At 71.4% G+C, this 21095-nt stretch carries 16 protein-coding genes and 1 pseudogene; 10 read left to right on the top strand and 7 right to left on the bottom strand.

From position 1 onward, the window contains the following. Window positions 1-119 precede the first annotated feature (119 nt). A complete protein-coding gene (locus CP984_RS22850; protein WP_003981655.1) occupies window positions 120-3062 on the bottom strand; it encodes an AfsR/SARP family transcriptional regulator in 2943 nt (980 codons plus the stop codon). Between the two features lie 353 nt (window positions 3063-3415). On the opposite strand from CP984_RS22850, the gene CP984_RS22855 reads away from it, so the two are divergent. The 8 genes from CP984_RS22855 to CP984_RS22890 all read left to right on the top strand — a co-directional run bounded on the left by CP984_RS22855 (window position 3416) and on the right by CP984_RS22890 (window position 13425). Further along, window positions 3416-4639 carry an amidohydrolase family protein gene (locus tag CP984_RS22855; RefSeq protein ID WP_030182619.1) on the top strand — a complete coding sequence of 408 codons (1224 nt, stop codon included), beginning with the start codon at window positions 3416-3418 and terminating at the stop codon, window positions 4637-4639. 93 nt (window positions 4640-4732) lie between these two features. Beyond that, window positions 4733-5548, top strand: a complete 816-nt coding sequence (locus tag CP984_RS22860) for an alpha/beta fold hydrolase (RefSeq protein WP_003981653.1) — start codon at window positions 4733-4735, stop codon at window positions 5546-5548. 7 nt (window positions 5549-5555) lie between these two features. Continuing rightward, entirely contained in the window at window positions 5556-5939 is a 384-nt protein-coding gene (locus CP984_RS22865; protein WP_003981652.1) for a thiol-disulfide oxidoreductase DCC family protein, read from the top strand. A gap of 189 nt (window positions 5940-6128) precedes the next feature. Next, the gene (locus CP984_RS22870; RefSeq protein WP_043979138.1) at window positions 6129-7040 is read left to right on the top strand and encodes a TIGR03619 family F420-dependent LLM class oxidoreductase; all 912 of its coding nucleotides are present in this window, start codon (window positions 6129-6131) and stop codon (window positions 7038-7040) included. Window positions 7041-7171: 131 nt separating this feature from the next. After that, window positions 7172-8296 carry an LLM class flavin-dependent oxidoreductase gene (locus CP984_RS22875; RefSeq protein ID WP_003981650.1) on the top strand — a complete coding sequence of 375 codons (1125 nt, stop codon included), beginning with the start codon at window positions 7172-7174 and terminating at the stop codon, window positions 8294-8296. A gap of 93 nt (window positions 8297-8389) precedes the next feature. Beyond that, on the top strand, window positions 8390-10120 hold the full coding sequence (locus tag CP984_RS22880) for an N-acyl-D-amino-acid deacylase family protein (RefSeq protein ID WP_003981649.1): 1731 nt from the start codon (window positions 8390-8392) through the stop codon (window positions 10118-10120). Further along, window positions 10117-11601, top strand: coding sequence for an aldehyde dehydrogenase family protein (locus CP984_RS22885; RefSeq protein ID WP_003981648.1), 1485 nt, complete (start codon window positions 10117-10119; stop codon window positions 11599-11601). The genes CP984_RS22880 and CP984_RS22885 overlap by 4 nt, the downstream gene beginning before the upstream one ends. A gap of 246 nt (window positions 11602-11847) precedes the next feature. After that, window positions 11848-13425, top strand: coding sequence for an APC family permease (locus CP984_RS22890; protein WP_003981647.1), 1578 nt, complete (start codon window positions 11848-11850; stop codon window positions 13423-13425). 702 nt (window positions 13426-14127) lie between these two features. On the opposite strand, the gene CP984_RS22895 is transcribed toward CP984_RS22890, so the two are convergent. From CP984_RS22895 to CP984_RS22915, 5 genes and pseudogenes are all read right to left on the bottom strand, one after another. Next, window positions 14128-15285 carry a serine hydrolase domain-containing protein gene (locus CP984_RS22895; RefSeq protein WP_003981646.1) on the bottom strand — a complete coding sequence of 386 codons (1158 nt, stop codon included), beginning with the start codon at window positions 15283-15285 and terminating at the stop codon, window positions 14128-14130. 110 nt (window positions 15286-15395) lie between these two features. Further along, a complete protein-coding gene (locus tag CP984_RS22900; RefSeq protein ID WP_003981645.1) occupies window positions 15396-16403 on the bottom strand; it encodes an NAD(P)/FAD-dependent oxidoreductase in 1008 nt (335 codons plus the stop codon). 80 nt (window positions 16404-16483) lie between these two features. Continuing rightward, a pseudogene (locus CP984_RS22905) lies at window positions 16484-17023 on the bottom strand (GntR family transcriptional regulator); the annotation flags it as partial. A gap of 82 nt (window positions 17024-17105) precedes the next feature. Continuing rightward, entirely contained in the window at window positions 17106-17570 is a 465-nt protein-coding gene (locus tag CP984_RS22910) for a hypothetical protein (protein ID WP_003981643.1), read from the bottom strand. Then, window positions 17567-18007: an ATP-binding protein gene (locus CP984_RS22915; RefSeq protein WP_030182608.1), complete on the bottom strand. Its 441-nt coding sequence runs from the start codon at window positions 18005-18007 to the stop codon at window positions 17567-17569. The genes CP984_RS22910 and CP984_RS22915 overlap by 4 nt, the downstream gene beginning before the upstream one ends. A 241-nt stretch (window positions 18008-18248) precedes the next feature. On the opposite strand from CP984_RS22915, the gene CP984_RS22920 reads away from it, so the two are divergent. After that, on the top strand, window positions 18249-19112 hold the full coding sequence (locus CP984_RS22920; protein WP_030182606.1) for a helix-turn-helix domain-containing protein: 864 nt from the start codon (window positions 18249-18251) through the stop codon (window positions 19110-19112). Further along, on the top strand, window positions 19109-19330 hold the full coding sequence (locus CP984_RS22925) for a DUF397 domain-containing protein (protein ID WP_003981640.1): 222 nt from the start codon (window positions 19109-19111) through the stop codon (window positions 19328-19330). The genes CP984_RS22920 and CP984_RS22925 overlap by 4 nt, the downstream gene beginning before the upstream one ends. A 48-nt stretch (window positions 19331-19378) precedes the next feature. Here the strand turns inward: CP984_RS22925 and CP984_RS22930 are convergent, their stop codons facing one another. Beyond that, complete coding sequence (locus CP984_RS22930) at window positions 19379-20950, bottom strand: CehA/McbA family metallohydrolase (protein WP_003981639.1); 1572 nt, start codon at window positions 20948-20950, stop codon at window positions 19379-19381. Window positions 20951-21095 lie beyond the last annotated feature (145 nt).

Raw genomic sequence — 21095 nt, forward strand, 5'->3', positions numbered from 1 at the left:
TTACGGTGGGGCCTGGTCACCGAGCCGCTTGCCCCCCGAGGCGGCGGATCGGTAATTAGAGAGTGGCCCCTCGCGATGAACGATCGATAAACGCCTGAAGCCCGAGGTCCGGGGCGGTTTTATGCCACCGCGACAGGGGCGATGAGATTGTGTACCTCACCGTCCACGGGCAGGCCCATCTGTTCGTGGATGGACATGACCTCCTGCCAGCAGACCTTCGCCCGGCCGGTGTGGCCGATCTGGTTCAGGGCGTGCCCCAGGGTGGTGAGCGCGTCGGCCCGCCAGCGCCCGCCGCCGATCCCCCGCAGGGCGGACAGGGCCTGCTCGGCGTAGTTGGCCGCGCTGGCCGGACGGCGGGCCGCGAGGTCCACCTCGGCGAGCCGCAGGTAGGTCATGCCCTCCCAGAACCGCTGCCGGCTGTCCCGGAAGATGGCGAGCGCCTCGGTCAGCTGCGCGGTGGCCTCGTCCAGTCTGCCGGCGCGCGTCAGGGCCATACCGAGCGCGTACATGCCGTTGCCGAGCCGGCGGGAGGCACCCGCCTCCCGGTAGCAGGCGGTGCCCTGCTCGGCGAGCCGGATGGCGCTCTCGACGCGCCCGGTGTCCAAGTGCAGGCGCGAGAGGTTGTTCAGCGCGCTGGCCTCGGACTGCTTGTTGTTGTTCTCGCGGAAGGCGAGCAGGGCCTGGTTCAGGTAGCCCTCCGCCTCCTCGTAGCGGTGCAGGATGCTGGCGATGATGCCGCGGTCGTTGGGGCCGTTGGCGGACGTGAAGGAGTCACCGGTCGCCAGCCCCAGCAGCGTGGCCAGCTTCGCGTGCTCATCGGCCTCGGTGAGCCGTCCGGACTGGGTGTAGGTGGGGGTGAGGGCCCAGTGGACGCGGGCCTCCGCGTGCTGGTCGCCGGACCGGCGCGCGGCGGCCAGCAGGGTGAGGTTGGCCTGCTCGTACTGCCGGTTGTTGGCGCCGGACTCGGCCATGTCCCGGGTCAGGAGCAGCAGGTCGACGGCGCGCCGCAGCGCCTTCGGGCCGGTGTTCTGCAGCGCGCAGGCGATCAGGCAGCGGGTCTCGCTGAACAGCCAGCTCAGCGCCTCGTGGCGGTCGGTGAAGACCAGGCCGGGGTAGCGCGGCGTCTCGGTGTGGTCGGCCAGCCGGTCGCCGGGGCGCTCCAGCGCGTACATGTGGGTGGCGGTGGCCAGGTAGAAGTCCAGCAGCCGGGACAGTGCCGCCTCGCGCTCCTCCGGAGGCTGCTCGTCGCGCTCCGCGCAGGAGCGCGCGTACAGGCGCACCAGGTCGTGGAAGCGGTAGCGGCCGGGGGCCGCGGACTCCAGGAGGGAGGTGTCCACGAGCGATTCGAGGAGGGCCTCGGCGGAGTCGGTGTCCATGTCGAGCAGGGCGGCAGCGGCGGCGAGCGAGATGTCCGGTCCGTCGGCCAGCCCGAGCAGCCGGAAGGCCCGCGCCTGGCGCGGCTCCAGCTGTTTGTAGCCCAGCTCGAAGCTGGAGTTCACGGCGAGGTCGCCGGCGCGCAGCTCGTCCAGCCTGCGGCGTTCGTCGGCGAGCTTGCGGGCCAGTACGGAGACGGTCCACGTACGACGGGCGGCCAGCCGGGACGCGGCGATGCGGATGGCCAGCGGCAGGAAGCCGCAGGCGCCGACCACGTCCATGGACGCCTCGCGCTCGGCGTTCACCCGCTCCTCGCCCACGATGAGCGTGAAGAGAGTGAACGCTTCGTCAGGGCTCATCACGTCCAGGTCGACCAGGTGGGCGCCGGCCAGGTCTATCATCCGGACCCGGCTGGTGATCAGCGCCGCGCAGCCGTCCGTACCGGGCAGCAGGGGGCGGACCTGGGCGGCGTCGCGGGCGTTGTCCAGGAGGGCGAGCACCCGGCGGCCGGCCAGGGCCGAGCGGTAGAGGGCGGCCCGCTCCTCGACGCCGTTCGGAATGGAGGCGTCCGGTGTCCCGAGCGCGCGCAGGAACGCGCCCAGCACCGCTTCCGGGTCGGACGGGGAGTGCCCGGCGCCCTGGAGGTCCACGTACAGCTGGCCGTCCGGGAAGTGCGTGTGGGCGGCGTGCGCGACGTGCACGGCGAGGGTGGTCTTGCCGACGCCGCCGATGCCGGTGAGCGCCGAGACGGCCATCACGCTGCCCTCGGCGGTGGCCAGCTGCTCGCTCAGCTCCCTGACGAAGGCGGCGCGTCCGGTGAAGTCGGCGACGGTGGCCGGAAGTTGCTGTGGTCGCACGAACACCGGCTCCGCCGGGTCGCGTGCCTCGGGCGGCATGATGGGCGCGTCCAGCTCCGTGTCCGCGCGCAGGATGCGCTGCTGGAGGTCGGACAGTGACGCGCAGGGGTCCACTCCGAGCTCATCGGCGAGCAGACGGCGCGTGTCGGCGTATACGGCGAGTGCCTCGGCCTGGCGGCCGCTGCGGTACAGCGCCAGCATGAGGAGTTCTCGCAGCCGCTCGCGCAGCGGGTGCGAGGCGGTCAGCGCGGTCAGCTCCGAGACGGCCTCGGCGTGGCAGCCCAGCTCCAGATCCAGCTCCAGGCGCGTCTCCATCAGGGACAGGCGCCACTCCACCAGGCGGGTGCGCTGGTTCTCGGCGTACGGCCCGGCGAGGTTGGCCAGCGGCTCGCCGTCCCACAGCGCCAGCGCGGAGTCCAGGAGGTCGCGGGCCCGGCAGCGGTCGCCGGCCGCCCTGGCCTTCTCGGCGTCGGCCGCATACTGCTCGGCGTGGTCCATGTCCAGGTCGAGCGGCTGGTGGTCGACCGGCCGGATGGCATAGCCGCCGGACTCGCTGACCAGGGTGTCCGCGTCGGCGCCGAGCGCCTTGCGGATGCGTGAGGCGTACGTGCGCAGCGCCGCGAGGGCGGCGTGCGGCGGTTCGTCGCCCCACAGGGCGTCGACGAGTTCGGATGCGGTGGCGGTGCGTCCGCCCCGTAGCAGCAGGGCGGCCAGGAGCGCGCGCTGCTGCGGGGAGCCGGCCGCCAGTGGGGTCGCGCCGCGCCAGGCCCGTACGGGACCGAGCACGGTGAAGCGGAGCCGCTCCTGGCCCTGCCCCGGACCGTCGTCCATGGTGTCCCCCTGCCCTGTGCACTTCGTTCGCATCGGCCAGTCTGCCTTGTCGTAGCCCCTTACGTCAGTAGGGGTCCAGTCTCAGCACGCTCTCTCCACGCCCGGTGTTCGGGCTGGTGTTCGGCTGTGCGGCGGGTGGGACGGCGGGCTGTGGGCGGGTGCGGAATCCCGTGCGGATGCGCGTGCAGCTGCCCGTGCGCGGCCCGTGTGCGGGCGCGATGGATTGCGTCGCTGCTCAACCGCCTGTACGGCCGCCCGGCGTACGCGCCCGGCGCAGTCCCGTGTCCTGTGCATCCATTCCCTCCGGTCACAGCATTACTGACGGGCCGTCAGTTCGGCGCTACGGTAAAAACATGGAGAGTTTTCCGAAGATAATCTCGGTGGACGACCACACGGTGGAGCCCCCCGATGTCTGGCGGGACCGCCTGCCCTCGAAATATCACGACATCGGCCCCCGAATCGTCCGCGCGCCGGTGGCGGAGATGACCTTCGTCGGCGGAAGATTCGCGCCGAAAATGGGCCGCCCCGGCGATCCGGGCCCGCTCGCCGACTGGTGGGTCTACGAGGACCTCCACCGCCCGCTGACCCGCCTCGACACGGCCGTCGGATACGCCAGGGACGACATCAAACTGGAAGGCATCACCTACGAGCAGATGCGCCCCGGCTCCTTCAGCGTGCCGGAGCGGCTGGCCGACATGGACGCCAACCATGTGCAGTCCGCCCTGTGTTTCCCCACGTTCCCGCGCTTTTGCGGGCAGACCTTCACCGAGGCCAAGGACCGCGAACTGGCGCTGCTGGGGGTGCGCGCGTACAACGACTGGATGGTCGAGGAGTGGTGCGGCCCGGCCGCGCGCGGACGCCTCGTACCGCTCACGCTCGTCCCGTTGTGGGACCCGGAGCTGGCCGCCGGCGAGGTGCGCCGGAACGCGGAACGTGGCGTACGGGCGGTCTGTTTCAGCGAAATCCCGCCACATCTGGGACTGCCCAGCATTCACACCGGGCACTGGGACCCCTTCCTGCGGGCCTGTGCCGAGACCGGGACGGTCATCGCCATGCACATCGGCTCCTCCAGCCGGATGCCGTCCACCTCCGCCGACGCGCCGCCCGCCGTCGGCTCCACGATCACCTTCGCCAACTGCTGCTTCTCGATGGTCGACTGGCTGATGAGCGGCGCCTTCGACCGCTTCCCCGGCCTGAAGGTCATGTACGCGGAGGGGCAGATCGGGTGGATTCCGTACATCCTGGAGCGCGCCGACGTGGTCTGGGAGGAGAACCGCGGCTGGGGCGGCGTCGCGGACAAGGTGCTGCGCCCGCCGTCCGAACTCTTCGCCGGCCATGTGTACGGCTGCTTCTTCGACGACGCCTTCGGGCTGCGCAACCTGGACGGGATCGGCGTCGGCAACGTCCTGTACGAGACCGACTACCCGCACTCGGACTCCACCTGGCCGCGGTCGCGGGAGGTCGGCGAGGCCCAGATGGGCCACCTGGCGCCCGACGTGGTCGAGCGGATCGTCCGCGGCAACGCCATCGAGCTGCTGGGGCTGACGCCGGAAGGGCTGTGGGCGCACGCGGCGTGAGCCACCATGGGACGGGCGGCCGGGACCGGGCCGCCCGCGCGGACCGCGCCCGCGGGGCACCGTCCGCGTCCTGCGGGCCTGGAGGTGGCGTGGATGACGACGTTCGTGCTGGTGTCGGGCGGCTACACCGGAGGGTGGATCTGGCGGGAGGTGGCGGACCACCTGCGGGCGATGGGGCACCGGGCGGAACCGGTGACGCTGACCGGCATGGGGGACCGACGTCATCTCTCCGGGCCCGGCACCGACCTGAACACCCACATCGAGGACGTGGCGCAGGTCCTGGACCACGTCGGCGCGGGTGAGGAGGACGAGGCGGGGGAGACGGTGCTCGTCGCCCACTGCTACGGCGCCTACCCGGCGCTGGGCGCCGCGGACCGCGCCCCGGACCGGCTGGCCCGCCTCGTATGCGTGGACGCGGGCCTGCCCGCCGACGGCGTGTCCGTCCTGGACGCGCTGCCCGACCCGGCCGTACGGGAACGACTGCACCGCCGCGCCCAGGAGCACGGCGACGGCTGGCGCCTGCCGCCACCGTCCTTCGAGGAGACCGACATCTGGGGCAGCCTGGACGGCATCTCGGAGGAGGGCCGGGACCGGCTGGCCCGCTTCGTCGCACCGCAGCCGCTGCCCACCCTCACCCAGCCGGTCCGGCTGAGCGGCGCCACGGCCGCGCTGCCCGTCACCGGCATCTTCTGCACGAAGAACGTCACCAGCACCGCGGCCCTCCGTGACCTGGTGGCGTCCGGCGACCCGCGCTTCGCGGCGCTCGCCGACCCCCGGTACGGCTTCTTCGACCTCGACACCGGCCACTGGCCCATGCTGTCCTGCCCCGGCGAGCTGGCCGACCTGCTGCTGCGGGCCGCCGCGGACGAGGGGGAGCGGCTCGGCCCCTCCGATCAAGCCCCGGCATGATGGGGGCATGAGCAACCGACCCGTACTCGTCTACGACGGGGACTGCGGCTTCTGCACCACCTCCGTGCGGTTCGCCGAGCGCCGTATCCGCCCCCGCTGCACCGTCACCGCCTGGCAGTTCACCGACCTCGAAGCGCTCGGCGTCACCCAGGAGCGGGCCGAGCACGAGGTCCTGTGGATCACCCCGCACGGGACGGTGTACGGCGGGGCGCAGGCGGTCGCCAAGCTGCTGATGAGCGCGCGGGGCGTCTGGGCCGTGCCCGGGGCGCTGCTCACCCTGCCCCCGTTCCGCCAGCTCGCGCACGTCGTCTACCGGCTGGTGGCCGACAACCGGCACCGGATGCCCGGCGGCACCGCCGCCTGCTCGCTGCCCTCCCACCTCAGGCCCTGACCTCCGCATCCCCGCCCGCCCCCTTGCCCGACGTCCCATCAGCCCACACGATGGCCCCCAGCCGTCGAGGACGGGCTGTCGGCCGGGCGTGCGGGGGTGGACGTGGACAGGGATACGGAGCACGGCACACGGGACGACCGGGCCGCTGACGGCGTGCGGGTGCTGCCCGAAGGGCGGCTGTCGTACGGCATGCAGCTCCCGGTGCAGTCGCAGAGCACCCTGTACGCGGAGCCCTGGGAGGCCGGGGCCGGGCCCGCCGACCTCGTGGAGATCGCCCGCGCCGCCGACCGCCACGGCTTCGCCTACATCGCCTGCTGCGAGCACATCGGCGTGCCGCACCGGCTGGCCGCGGCCATGAGCACGGTCTGGTACGACCCGGTCGCCACCCTCGCGTACCTGGCGGCGGCCACCACCCGCGTCCGCCTGCTCAGCCACATCGCCCTGGTCGGCCTCAGACACCCGCTGATCACCGCGAAGCAGTACGCGACGCTGGACCACCTCTCGGGCGGGCGGCTGATCCTGGGCGTCGGCGCCGGGCACGTACGGGAGGAGTTCGACGCCCTCGGGGTGGACTTCGCGCGGCGCGGCGCCCTGCTGGACGAGGCGATCGACGCGCTGAAGGCGGCCCTGGGCCCCGAGGAGTTCCCGGCCTTTCAGGGGAAACGATTCGCCTTCGCGGGGCTGGGCCAGTCGCCGCGCCCCGCGCAGGCGCCGCGCCCGCCCGTCTGGGTGGGCGGCTCGTCGCCCGCCGCCGTGCGCAGGGCGGCGGTCCGGGGCGACGGCTGGCTGCCGCAGGGCGACCGCCGGGACCAGTTGCCGGGGCAGCTGGCGAAGCTTCGGCGGCTGCGCGAGGCGGCCGGCATCCGTACACCCGCCGAGGCCGGTGCCATCACCGAACCGCTGTACGTGGGCGCGCCCGCGTGGGACGTGGGGCGGCGCACGCTCACCGGGGCGCCCGAGCGGCTGGCGGACTCGCTGCGGGAGTACAAGGCCATGGGCGTACAGCAGATCCAGGTGCGGTTCCGCAGCCGGAGCCGTACCGAACTCACCGACCAGATGACGGCGTTCGCCATGGACGTGGCACCGCACGTCGACAGCTGATACCCGACGCGCCGCGCGCCTCTGACGACCCGTCAGGTATTGACGCTCCGCCCGCCCGGTGCCACAGTCGGCCCGTAACTGACGAGTCGTCAGTTGGTCGCGTCAGGGCGGACGAGGGACGGTGAACCTCCGTGGAATTCGGGCTGTTCGTACAGGGCTACGTACCTGCCGCGCGGGCGAAGGTGGACCCCGAGGCGGAGCACCACGCACTGCTGGAGGAGACCGAGTACGTCATCCAGGCCGACCGGTCCGGGTTCAAGTACGCCTGGGCCTCCGAACACCACTTCCTGGAGGAGTACTCGCACCTGTCGGCCAACGACGTGTACCTGGGCTACCTCGCGCACGCCACCGAACGCATCCACCTCGGCTCCGGCATCTTCAACCCGCTCGCCCCGGTCAACCACCCGGTCAAGGTCGCCGAGAAGGCCGCCATGCTCGACCACCTCTCCGGCGGCCGCTTCGAGTTCGGCACCGGGCGGGGCGCGGGCAGCCACGAGATCCTCGGGTTCATGCCGGGCGTCACCGACATGAACCACACCAAGGAGCTGTGGGAAGAGACCATCGCCGAGTTCCCCAAGATGTGGCTCCAGGACGAGTACCAGGGCTTTAAGGGCAAGCACTGGCAGCTGCCGCCCCGCAAGGTCCTGCCCAAGCCGTACGGGCCCGCCCACCCGCCCATGTGGTACGCGGCCGGCTCGCCGTCCTCGTACGCCATGGCCGGCAAGAAGGGCCTGGGCGTGCTGGGCTTCAGCGTGCAGAAGGTCGCCGACATGGAGTGGGTCGTCGAGTCGTACAAGACGGCCGTGAAGGAGGCCGAGCCGGTCGGCGCGTACGTCAACGACAACGTCATGGTGACCTCCACCGCGATCTGCGCCGAGACGCACCAGAAGGCCGTCGAGATCGCCGTCGGCGGCGGGCTCAACTACCTCCAGTCGCTGCTGTTCCGCTACCACGACACGTTCCCGCGCCCCGAGGGCATCCCGGAGTGGCCCGAGCTGCTGCCCGAGTACACCGAGGAGATCATCGAGCTGCTGATCGCCGAGGAGCTGATGATCTGCGGCGACCCCGACGAGGTCTTCCGGCAGTGCAAGCGCTGGGAGCAGGCCGGCGCCGACCAGCTCTCCTTCGGCCTGCCCATCGGCGTTTCGCGCGAGGACACCCTCACCACCATCCGGCTGATCGGCGAGCACGTCATCCCGAAGATCGACACCGACCCGGTGCACCGGACCGCCCGCTTCCGGCAGGGCGCCGCCTGACCAGGACGTCGCCTGACCGGGCCGCCGCCTGACCAGGCCGAAGCCTGCGCAGACCGCCGCCCGGCCAGGCCGTTCCGAGCGAAAGGGACCCGGATGCTGGACCACCTGATCAAGGGCGCCACCATCGTCGACGGCACCGGCGCCCCCGCGTACGAGGCCGACCTCGCCGTACACCAGGGCCGCATCGCCGCCCTCGGCCGGATCACCGACCCCGCCCGTACCACCGAGGACGCCCACGGCCTCGTCCTCGCGCCCGGCTTCGTCGACCCGCACACCCACTACGACGCCCAGCTCTTCTGGGACCCCTGCGCGACCCCCTCCATGCACCACGGCGTCACCACCGTCGCGGGCGGCAACTGCGGCTTCACCCTCGCCCCGCTCAACCCCGACCGCCCCGGCGACGCCGACTACACCCGCCGCATGATGAGCCGCGTGGAGGGCATGTCGCTGGCGGCGCTGGAACAGGGCGCGCCCTGGAACTGGTCCACCTTCGGCGAGTACCTGGACGCCCTGGAGGGCCGGACCGCCGTCAACGCGGGCTTCATGGTCGGCCACTGCGCGCTGCGCCGCCACGTCATGGGCCCCGACGCGATCGGCGGGCAGCCCACGGACGCCCAGTTGGACGCCATGCTCCGGCTCTTCCACGACGCCATGGACGCGGGTGCCTGGGGCCTGTCCACCACCCAGTCGTCCACCCACACCGACGGCGACGGCCAACCGGTCGCCTCCCGGCACGCCCGCCCCGCCGAACTCCTCGCCCTGTCCCGCGCGGTCGCCGACCACGAGGGCACCCAGCTCGAAGCGATCGTCGCCGGCTGCCTCGACCGGTTCGCGGACGAGGAGATCGACCTCCTCGTGGAGATGACGGCCGCCGCCGGACGCCCGCTCAACTGGAACGTGCTGACCATCGACAGCGCCGTACCGGACCGCGTGCCCCGCCAGCTGGAGGCGAGCGAACGGGCCCGTAAGGCGGGCGGCCGGATCGTCGCCCTCACCATGCCGATCCTCACCCCGATGAACATGTCCCTGCGCACCTTCTGCGCCCTCAACCTCATCCCCGGCTGGGGCGACATCCTCGCCCTGCCCGTACCGGAGCGCATCGCCCGGCTCCGCGAGCCCGCCGTACGGGAGGAGATGCTGCGGCGCGCGGCGAGCGAGGAGGCGGGCGTCTTCCGGCGGCTGACGGACTTCGCCCGGTACGTCATCGGCGACACGTACTCCACCGCGAACGCGGGCCTCTCGGGCCGCGTGGTCGGCGACATCGCCGCCGAGCGCGGCCAGGACCCCTTCCCCTGCCTGGTCGAGATCTGCGCCGCGGACGACCTGCGCACCGTCCTGTGGCCGATGCCCACCGACAACGACCCGGAAAGCTGGGCGCTGCGGCAGCGCACCTGGCAGCACGAGGACGTCATGCTGGGCGGCTCCGACGCGGGCGCCCACCTGGACCGCATGTGCGGCGCCCCGTATACGACCCGCTTTCTCGGCGACTGCCTGCGCGGCCGCAAGCTGGTGGACCTGGAAACGGCCGTCCGGATGCTGACCAACGACCCGGCCCGGCTGTTCGGACTGCGCGACCGCGGCCGGATCGCCGTCGGCTGCCACGCCGACCTGGTGCTCTTCGACCCGGAGCGGATCGAGGCGGGCCCGGCCACGCTGGTCCACGACCTGCCGGGGGACAGCCCGCGGCTGGACTCGCGGGCGGCCGGCGTTGTGAGCGTACGGGTCAACGGCGTCGAGACGGTACGGGACGGAGCGGTGACCGGGGCGGTGCCGGGGAAGGTGCTGCGGTCGGGGCGGGACACCGAGACGGTGCGTACGCGGTGAGCGCGTCCCCCGATGCGTCCCCCGAGCGGCTGTTGATCGGTGGCGAGTGGACGGCCCCCGACCGCGGGCACTACGAGGTGATCGACCCGGCGACCGAAGAGGTCGTCGGACTGGCGGCGGAGGCGAGCCGCGAGCAGGTGTACGCGGCGGCCCGCGCGGCGCGCGAAGCGTTCGGACCGTGGTCGCGCACGGCGCCCGAAACCCGGGCGCGGGTTTTGGACCGCGCTGCCGCGATCCTGGCGCGCAACCTGGACCCGTACGCCCGGCTCGCGCGCGCGGAGACCGGCGCGACGGCCGGCACAGCGCGCGTGATGCAGGTCGGCGTCGCCATCGCCCGCCTCAAGCGGTACGCGCGCGGAGCGCTGGAGCCCGTGGAGACCCCGCTGCCGCCGCAGATCAACGAAGCGGGCCCGTTCGGAAAGGCCGCCGTACTGGGGGCGCTCGCGGCCCGCCGCCCCGTGGGCGTCGTCACCTGCATCACCTCGTACAACAACCCGTGGGCCAACCCGGCGGGCAAGATCGCGCCCGCCCTGGCCATGGGCAACACGGTCGTGATCAAGCCCGCCCCACAGGACCCGCTCTCCGTCCACCGCCTGGCCGAGGCGCTCCAGGAGGCGCTGGACGAGGCCGGGGCACCACCAGGCGTCGTCAACCTCGTCACCGGCCGGGACCCGTCGGTGGGCGAGGCCGCGGTGGATGCCCCGGACGTGGACATGGTCAGCTTCACCGGTTCCACGGCCGTCGGACAGCGCATCGCCGAGGTCTGCGGCCGGGGCATGAAACGCCAGCTCATGGAGCTGGGCGGCAAGGGCGCCGCGCTGGTCTTCGACGACGCCGACCTGGACGCGGCGGTGGCCGGCATCGGCACCACGTACTCCTTCTACAGCGGACAGATCTGTACGGCTCCGACGCGCGTCCTCGCCCAGCGCGGCATCCACGACCGGCTGGTGGAGCGGCTGGCCGGGTACGCGGCGCGCCTGAAGATCGGCGACCCGGGGGAGCGGGACACGGTCGTCGGCCCGCTGATCTCCGCCGCCCACCGCGACCGGGTCGAGTCATACGTCGAGCTGGGCCGCAAGGAAGGTGCCCACCTGATCACCGGCGGCGACCGCCCGTCCCTCCCGCGCGGCTTCTACGTGGCCCCCGCCCTCTTCACCGACTGCACCCCCGCCATGCGGGTCGTACGGGAGGAGATCTTCGGCCCGGTGGTCGTCGTCCTCCCCTTCGACGACGAGGAGGGGGCCGTCGCGCTCGCCAACGACACCGATTACGGCCTGCTGGATTACGTGTGGTCCGGCGACGTGGCGCGCGCGTTCCGGGTGGCGGGGCGGCTGCGCACGGGGGGCGTCGGCGTCAACACGGTCGGCCGCAACATGGAGGCGCCGTTCGGCGGCTTCAAGCGGAGCGGGGTGGGGCGCGATGTCGGCTCGTACGCGCTGCACGCGTACAGCGAGACACAGGCGGTGGTGTGGCCGGGGTGAGGCAGCGGAGACCCGGGTGAGAACGGGCGGGAAAATTTTGAAACGGGACGAAACGGGCGGGGCTGCGGTTCTCGCAGTCCGGAACTCGACGGTATGGCCTTCAAGTTACCGCTCGTAACGCGCCGCTCGCCTTGCAAACCCCGACAGGTAAACGTTTCGCGCCTCCCGAAGCGAGGAATTCGGTGCCGCTCAGGGGTGGATCTTCGGCCCCAGGATGCGGAAACAGCAGCCCTTAACGTCCTGTTCATGGTTCAGGTAGACCCCCGGCTCCCGGCCGGAGACACGGTAACGAGGGCCGGCGGCGCGGCCGGTGACGGCGCCGGTGCGACCCGCGGCAAGGGCCTGAGCGGCAACTCCGTCGGCCTGCTCGGCAGCGCCGTCATCGGCGTCTCGACCGTCGCGCCCGTCTACTGCCTGACCTCGACGCTCGGGCCCACCGTCGGCGAGGTCGGCCTCCAGATGCCGGCCGTCTTCCTCGCGGGCTTCCTGCCGATGCTGCTGGTCGCCTTCGCCTACCGCGAGCTGAACAAGGCCGTCCCCGACTGCGGCACCTCCTTCACCTGGTCGGTGAAGGCGTTCGGGCCCCGCATCGGCTGGATGTGCGGCTGGGGTCTGGTGATCGCCACGATCATCGTCCTCTCCAACCTCGCCGGCGTCGCCACCTCCTTCTTCTGGCTGCTGCTCGGCGAACTCACCGGCAGCGACGCCATCGCCGCGCTGGACGGCGACAAGACCGTCCACGTCCTGACGTGCCTGGCCTTCATCGCCCTCGCCACGGCCGTCAGCTACCGCGGCATGACCGCCACCAAGGGCGTCCAGTACGCTCTGGTCGGTCTCCAACTCGCCGTACTCGCCGTCTTCGTGGCCCTGGCCTTCACCAAAGCGGGCTCCGGCGACCTCCCCGGCTCCCTCCACTTCTCCCTCACCTGGCTGAACCCCTTCGCCGTCCAGTCCTTCTCCGCCTTCACCGCGGGCCTGTCCCTCTCGATCTTCATGTTCTGGGGCTGGGACGCCTGCCTGACCGTCAACGAGGAGACCGCGGGCAGCGCCAGGACCCCCGGCCGCGCGGCCCTCCTCGCCATGGTCGTCCTCATCGGCTCGTACCTGCTGACCGCCGTGGCCGCCCAGATGTTCTCCGGCGTCGGCACGAAGGGCCCCGGACTCGGCAACCCCGACACCGCCGACAACGTCTTCGCCGCCCTCGCCCACCCGGTGATGGGCCCGGTCCTCGGCGTACTCCTCTTCGTCGCGGTCCTCGCCTCCGCCGCCGCCAGCCTCCAGACCACCTTCATCCCGGTGGCCCGCACGGTCCTGGCGATGAGCGCCTACGAGGCCCTGCCCCCGTCCTTCGCCCGCGTCCACCCGCGCTTTCGCTCACCGGCCCGCGCCACCGTCGCGGCGGGCATCGCCACCGGCGTCTTCTACGCGGGCATGTCGTTCCTCTCGCAGAACGTCCTCGTCGACACCATCTACGCCCTCGGCCTCATGATCTGCTTCTACTACGCGATCACGGCCTTCGCCTGCGCCTGGTACTTCCGCCGCGAACTCCGCCGCTCCGCCCGCGACCTGCTCTTCAAGGGCGTCTTCCCGCTCCTCGGCGGCGTGCTCCTCACCGCCGTCTTCACCAAGACCCTCCTCGACATGTGGAACCCGGCCTACGGCTCCGGCAGCTCCGTCCTCGGCATCGGCTCGGTCTTCGTCATCGGCGTCGGCCTGCTGCTGCTCGGCTTCGTACTGATGCTGGTGATGCGGCGGCGGAGCCCGGCGTTCTTCCGGGGGGAGGTGCTGGGGAGGGGGACGCCGGTGTTGGTGGTGGAGGAGTGAGGAACAGGGGCGCTTGCGCTGAGTGTGCCGTCGGCACGCACGCCGTCCGGGACTGGAACGGCACGGTGCTCCACGACGGTGGCTCGCGCAGCCCCCGTCATGAACCTGGTCTGCAAGGAGTACGTGGCGACTCCCGCCGACCGTCGCGGCAGGCCGGAGAGAGCCCGCCAGCACCGCACCGGGAGCATTGGCCACTGCATTGCAGTGCGTCAGACCGATAGGTGGGAAGCTCCGCGGAAGCCGTTCCCACGCCCTGAACACCATGCGGCCAAGTACAGCAAGTACTGGTTGGACAAGGCCTTTTGTACAGATACGGCTCATGACGGTCCCCCGGCGCCATGTGCCAGGCTTTTGCACAGGAAAGAGAGCCCGCACCGGGCCCAGTGGCTCGCAACCGTCGGCCTGGTGGGGCTCTCTCAGAGGTGCCGTCCAACGGAAGGAAGCCGCACCCATGAGCGAGTCTACGGGGCCCGTGGAGGGCCGGGGCAAGCCCGGACCGGGAACGCGAAGCGGCCGGTTACCTGTGTGGTGCCGGGGGCTGCGCCCGTTTCTGTCCCAGGCCGCACGAGGCGCCGCTTATGCGGTGGGCAGCACGGGCGTGACGTCGTTGGTGCTGTGGTGGCAGAGCCATCACTGACCGGCGTCCTCGCCCGCTGAGCGGGGCCTCAAGGACGCGCGACCCGTGACCTGACCTGCCCCGGCCTATCGGTGCGCGTCGGCCGCCGCGTACAGCGCGCGGATCAGGCGGTCGTTCTCCGGGCCGGGGCCGTTGGGGAACGGGAACCGGCGTCGGCTGTAGCCGTACGCCAGGCCGTTGCGCGGGTCGGCGAACGCCTGCTGGCCGCCCGCGCCGCTGTGCCCGAACGCGCCCTGCCCCAGCACGGGATACACCTCGGACGTGGCGTGGAAGCCGAGCCCGACCGCCTTGTGCTCACGGGTGACCAGGTCATGGCCGAGGGAGTGGACCTGCGCGAACTCGGCGGCGGTGTCCGGCTTCAGCAGCGGCGCGGCGCCGCCCGCCGAACCGATCGCCACCGCGTACATCCGGGCCATCCCGCGCGCCGATGCCACGCCGCCGAACGAGGCGGGCCCGGCGGCCCGGACGGTGCGGAAGTTCGGCAGCTGCCACAGCTCCGGGTTGCCCGGGTGGTGGCGGTTGAACGCGATGCCGGGCAGGGAGTTCGGGCCGGTCGCGCGCGCGGCCGGCTCGGCCGGCCGCTCCGGGGTCGGCAGCATCGGCTGCGCGCTCAGGTAGCGGGGCTCCTGGCCGTCCGGCAGCCCGAGGTGGAAGTCCACGGCGTACGGGTCACGGATGCGTTCGGCGAAGTGCGTCCGGAGGGTACGGCCGGTGGCGCGGCGTACCACCTCGCCAGTCAGTGCGGCGATGACCAGCGCGTGGTAGCCGAACGCGCTGCCCGGCCGCCAGTACGGGCGCTGCCCGGCGAGGCGTTCGGCGACGATCCGGTCATCGGCCAGCTCGTCGAGCGTGAATCCGCCGTCCGCACCGACCAGTCCGGCGCGGTGCGACAGCAGTTCCCGCAGGGTGACGTCCCGCTTGCCCGCCACGCCGAACGCCGGCCAGTAGTGGCTGACCTTCTGGTCCAACTCCAGCACGCCCTCCTGGACGAGCAGGGCGACGACCAGGTGCGCGGCGCCTTTGCTCGCGGAGTACACGCCGAGCAGTGAATCGCCGGTGATCTCCGGGCCGGTCCACAGGTCCACGACCCGTTCGCCGTGCCGGTACGCGACCAACTGCGCGGCGAATCCGCCGCCTTCCGCGGCCGCTACCGCGGCGAATTCGTCCCGTACCGACTGGAATCCGTCGGAGACGGTGCCGTGCGGTTCGTTGCCGTCCACCATTGCTTCCTCCTCAGTCGTTGAGCGCTTCCCCGGGCGGGGCGGGGTGGTGCTGGGGCCGGGCGCCGTCATACGGGGCTGAAGCCCGGCAGCCCGGGAGCCCGGCAGCCCCGTCAAGCCGCCCGCCGCTCCCGCACCGCCCGCCGGGTCTCCTCCTCGACCAGATCGAAGTTGATCTCCCCAGCCGCTCGTACGCCCATGGCCGCTGCGGCGCTGACCGTGGCCATCGGGTCGGCAGCGTTGCCCGCCGCCCACACGCCGGGCACGCTCGTCGCGCCACCGGGCCGGGCCGCCACGTAGCTCCCCAGCACAGCCCCGTCCCCCACGACCATCTCCGCCACCTCCAGCCCCAGGCTCTCGACCACCTTGGCCCGTACGTCGAACCGCGGCGCGATGACGAGGGCCCGGCAGGGCACCACCGCCCCACCGGCCAGCTCGACCCCCGAAATCCGGTCGTCGCCACCCTCTGCCCGACCGGCGACCTCCAATCCGGTCACCTCGCCATCCACCACAGCAATGCCACGCGCGGTGAGCTGCTCATACTCCTCATCGGACGGCTCCGGCCCCGTATGCAGGAAGAGCCGAACGTCCTCGCTCCACTGCCGCCACAGCAGCGCCTGCCGCATGGCCACCGGCCCGGTGGACAGCACGCCGATCGCCTGGTCGCGGACCTCGTAGCCGTGGCAGTACGGGCAGTGCAGAACGTCCCGCCCCCACCGCTCGGCGAGGCCGGGAACGTCGGGCAGCTCGTCAACCATCCCCGACGCGAGGAGCAGCCGCCGCGCCTCCACACTCGCCCCACTGCCGAGCGTCACACGGAACAGGCCCTCACCCACCGCCTCGGCCGCCACCACCTCGTCCGCGACGACCTCGCCGCCGTACCGCTGCACTTCGGCGCGCCCCTCGGCCAGCAGCTCGCCGGGCGACACCCCGTCCCGCGTCAGGTAGTTGTGCGATGCAGCCGCCGGCGCATTACGCGGCCGCCCGGCATCCACCACCAACACGGACCGCCGCGCCCGCCCCAGCATCAAGGCCCCGGACAGCCCTGCCGCACCACCGCCGATCACGACGACGTCGTAGGAGCGGGCGTTCTTGGCGCTCTGCTTCTCTTCCACGCTCATGCGCACTACCTCCTTCATGGGAGGCCGACAGTGCGCCCGGGCTGTACGCTTCGGCAAGCTTCATTGCCGGTATGGCAAGCCTAAGGCTGTTGCCCGGCTCCGAACTCATACTGCAACTCGTAAAGGTGCCCGGCCTTCGCCATGACGCTGACCTCGATGGGCCGGTCTCCCTCGCCGTACACCACGCGCAGCGTGTGCAGCACGGGCAGATCGCCCGGCAGCCGGAGCGCCGCGTTCTCCTCCTGGGTGGGAACGCGTGCGGACACCCGGTCCACGCTGCGTACGGGCGGGTGGCCCAGCCCGGCGAGCAGCGTGGGCGTACCACCCCTGATCCTGCGGAACTCCGTGATCGCCGTGCCACGGGCGATCTCCACTGGGTAGTACGACGCGACGAGCTCCACGGGCTCGTCATCGATGCTCAGCACCTGTCGCCGCAGCACCGCCATCCCGTCTTCCGCCAGCCCCAACCCTTCGGCCACATTGACGGGCGGCACCACTTCGCCCACCTCCAGCAGCCGACTGCGCGCCCGCTCCCCGGGCCGCGGCACCTCGGTGAGCCAGCGGTAGGGGTGGCCGGGGGCGGCGGGGGCGATGTAGGAGGCGGGGTGGAGGGTCCGCCGTCCTGGGGCGGGGTCGGGGGTGGCTCCGGGCGTGCTCATACAGGGCTCCTGGCTGTGGGGTGCTTCTCGGCGTGTGTGCAGGTCAGACGTGGTACGTCGAGCCCCAACGCATCGACCCGCGGAGGTAGCCGCTTCGTACGTGCGCGTCCATGTCGTTCTGGTCTGCCCCGGCCGACAAGGGCTCGAACATGACCAGGATGCGGACGGGCGTACCAGTGGCCACCATGCGAACCCAGGACGGGGCGGCGGGCACGCACAGGCGGTACGAGTCGTCCCCGTAGTCGAGCCACGGCAGACCGCGCCGTACCCGGACGCGGTGGCCGATCATGGGCGGATGCTCGGTGACCGGCCCCAGCCGGAGCGAGACGGCGAGCGATTCCATGCCGGATCGGATGTGCTCGTCGCTCTCGTGCGTGAGCCGGGGCGGCACATGGGAGACGAGCAGTTGGGCGACGCTGTGCGTCGGGGCGTGGTGCAGACCGGTCGCGAGGCGGACGCCGGCGACGAATCCGGGGCCGGGTGGCGTTGTGGTGTCGGGCCTGATCACGCGTCCACCTCCGCCCATACGGATTTGCCGAGCGGGATGTCGTCTACACCCCACCTGCCGGGGCACAGGGCGTCGAGGACGAGCAGACCCCGCCCCCGGCCGCGTTCTTCGGAGTCGGGCCTCATGCGTGGGCGTCGGCGCACAGGATCGTGTACCTCGACGCGCGTACGGCCGTCGTCCGCGTCGAGCACGAGGCGCAGGGAGTCACCCGGCTCGGTGCCGTAGCGGATGGAATTGGTGACCAGCTCCGACGTCACGAGGGTGACCCGGTGAATGTGGTCCGCGGTTGCGACCGCTACGTGGTAGCCGACGTACGCACGTACGAACTGACGTGCAGCTGCGGCCGATTGTGGCTCAGCGGCCAGCACCACAATGGGCGGAGGGCCAATGACTGGTGTTTTGCTGGCGGGTTGAATCGCCCACCGTCGTTCGATCATGCAAGTCCCCTTACGGGAAAGCGCTATGGCGGCCAAGCTGGTTGGCCGCGCGCTGATGACGCGATCGCATTGCGCCACACAGAGTGCTCCTGGTTCGCTACGCTCAGCAAGGCTGCGCGAAGGTAGATGCAAAATTGCACTCGTACGTGGGAGGCGGGCGTCCCGTGCGAAGTGCGTTGGTGACAGCCGATGACGGAGCACGGCAGACTGTCGGGCAGACACCGGACAGGAGGGGGAAGATGTGAGCGCACCCACTGTGCGCCGTCGGCGCCTCGGTGCGAAGCTACGCGCCCTGAGGGGTGACCTCACTCTCGACCAACTCGCCGAGAAGTCCAACGGCCGGTTCGTCTCCTCGAAGGTCTCCCGGATCGAAACGGCCAAGACGGCGGCCAAGGCCAAAGATGTCGAGGCGCTGTTGGATCTGTACGCCGAGATTGGCCGTGAAGTGAGCGAGGAGCTTCGAGCCGCATTGTTGACGCTCACGAAGGAGGGGGGTCAGCGTGGCTGGTGGCACTCGTATCGGGGTGTTCTGACGCCGGTGTACGAAGACTTGATCAGCCTTGAGGCCGAGGCCGACACGGTGTCGTCGTGGCAGTTGGGTGTGATTCCTGGCTTGCTCCAGACCGGTGAGTACGCCCGCGAGATCATCCGCGCGACGGCAATGTCCGAGGCCGTCGAGGCACGTGTCGATGCTCTGGTCGAGGTACGCCTCGCCCGTCAGGTGGTGCTCACTCGCGAAGAACCGCTCGCTCTCTGGGCCATCATCTCCGAGCAAGCCCTGCGGTCGACCTCCGAGGTCGAAGGCATGATGTACGAGCAACTGGGCCGACTGCTCGCTATGGGTAAGCGGCCGAATGTGAACGTTCAGGTGTTGCCCGCCGACGCGATGTTGCATGTCGGACAGATGGGCAGCTTTTCGGTGCTGGGATTCGGCCCACACGTTGATCTCGATGTCGTACATGCCGAGGGGCTGACCTCGGCCCTGTACGTCGAGGAACCCGACAAGGTCGCTGCTCACCGAGAAGCCTGGCAACGGCTTACTTCTGCCGCGCTCCCGGTCGGATCGTCAGCGGACTTGATCACAGAGATAAGGAAGAACACATGAACCACGCTGAGGACGCCTCCGCACTTCCCGTGACGTGGTGGAAGTCCACGTACAGCGACAGCGGAGCGCAGTGCGTCGAGTGCGCCATAGTCGACACCGGGACGGTGGCCGTGCGGGACAGTAAGGACCCGAACGGAGCGGCGTTGTTGTTCAGTCGCGGGCCGTTGTCCGCGTTCGTTGCCGCCGTGGCCACGGGCCGGTTCGGTGGCCTTGGGTAGGTGGCTTCTACGGCCCGCCGCGCACGCCGCGTGGCGGGCCGTTTTGTGTCAGATGTGCCCCAAAAAGATCGGATTGGTCATGGCCGCCATCGGACCCGGCACGCCCGGTGTCGTGGGCGGATGGCGGACCTCCGCGCGTACGTACGTGGCGTTCGCCGGGGTCGTGTGCCAGGTGACCGGGCCGGATGTGGGGAGGGGGGTGGCGAAGAGTTGGCCTTGGTCGGTGAGGATGCGGGCTGTGCAGCCGGAGGGGGCGCCGGTGACGGTGAGGTTGATGGTGGCCTCGGCGGAGTCGTGTACGGGGAGGCGGTCGCCGATCGTGGCGTGTTCGGCCTTGGGGCCGGTGGCGGTGAGGGCGAGGGTCAGGGCGGAGGATTCGGCCAGGTAGGTGCGGCCTGCGCGGATGCCCGTGAGGATCGCTTCGCGGGAGAGGGTGTCGGCGAGGACGACGGTCTGGGGGAGGCCGATGACGTCCGGGTCGCGGTGGGCGTCGCTGTGGCCCACGGCCGGGAGGAAGCGGCCCCGGCCCTGCGTGTACGCCACCAGCGCGTTGTCCCATTCGGCGATGGCCACCTCGTCGTCCAGGGTGAAGGGGCCGTTCCAGACCTCGACCGCGTCGGCCTCCTCGTAGGCGAACTTCCAGTTGCAGCCGATGCAGGTGGCGTGCGGATGGGCCGGGATGACCAGGCCGCCCGCGCGGCGGATGCGGCGGGCGAAACGGGGGAAGGCGTCGTCGCGGGCCCGGTAGCGCCAGTCGATGAAGACGCCGGGATCGGTGCCCATCGCCACCACGTGGCCGTTGCGGGTGGTGACTTCCTCGCCGGTGAGGATGAGGAGGTCGTCGCCCCAGAGCCCTTCCCACGCCCGGTGCGAAGAGGTGGTGTTGTGTTCGGTGGTGGTGATGAAGTCCAGGCCGGCGGCGCGGGCGAGGGCGGCGATCTGGGCGGGGGTGCGCTTGCCGTCGGAGTGGACGGAGTGGAGGTGGCTGTCGCCCCGGTACCAGGAACGGCCGCGGCCCTTGGCGCGTTGGGGTGGGTAGGTGGGGGCAGGTGGAGTGCCTGGAGCGCCGTAGCGGAGGGTGATGGTGACTTCGTAGGCGAGACCTTGTGGGGCGACGGTGTACGGGCCGAGGGCGATGTGCCACGTACCGGGGTTGACCGGCCCGGGGAGGTAGCCGGGCGTGGCGTCGTCGGCGCGGAGGAAGAACTCCGTACGCGCGCCGCCCGACCAGCCGCGGAAGCCGCGCCCGCCCAGTTCCGTACCGCGTTCGTCGAAGATCCCGATGTCGCAGGCGTTGCCCGCGGTGCCGGGCGGGGTGGTGGGGCGGTCGTAGGTGTACGAGACGGCGATCTCGCGTACGCCGGGCGGGACTTCCACGGGGAGGTAGACGTAGTCGGGGGCGCCGACGGGGAGGTGGCCGGTGACCTTGCGGGTTTCCTCGCCGGTGGTGCGGGCGCCGGTCCGGGCCCCGCTCGGGGACCCGCCATGGGCCCCACCCTGGGCGGGCCCGCCGTCGGCTGCCGCGAAGTTCACACCGTTCAACGTAAGCGCCGCGGCGGCTCCCGTCACCAGGAGCGCGCGGCGTCCGAACGGGCCGCTGGTTCTGTCGTCGTCGCACATGAGGCATCGCTCCCGGGTAGGCGTGGCGGAACCGGCGTACGGAGACATGCGTGAGCCTTCGTAGACCTTCGTATTGAGGCGTGAACGGGCGGACAAGGGAAGGGGGCGGGGCGGGGACGCTCTCGTGTGGCGGCGGGGAGCGCGG

Origin of the sequence: Streptomyces rimosus, assembly GCF_008704655.1 — a bacterium.
GTDB lineage: Bacteria > Actinomycetota > Actinomycetes > Streptomycetales > Streptomycetaceae > Streptomyces > Streptomyces rimosus.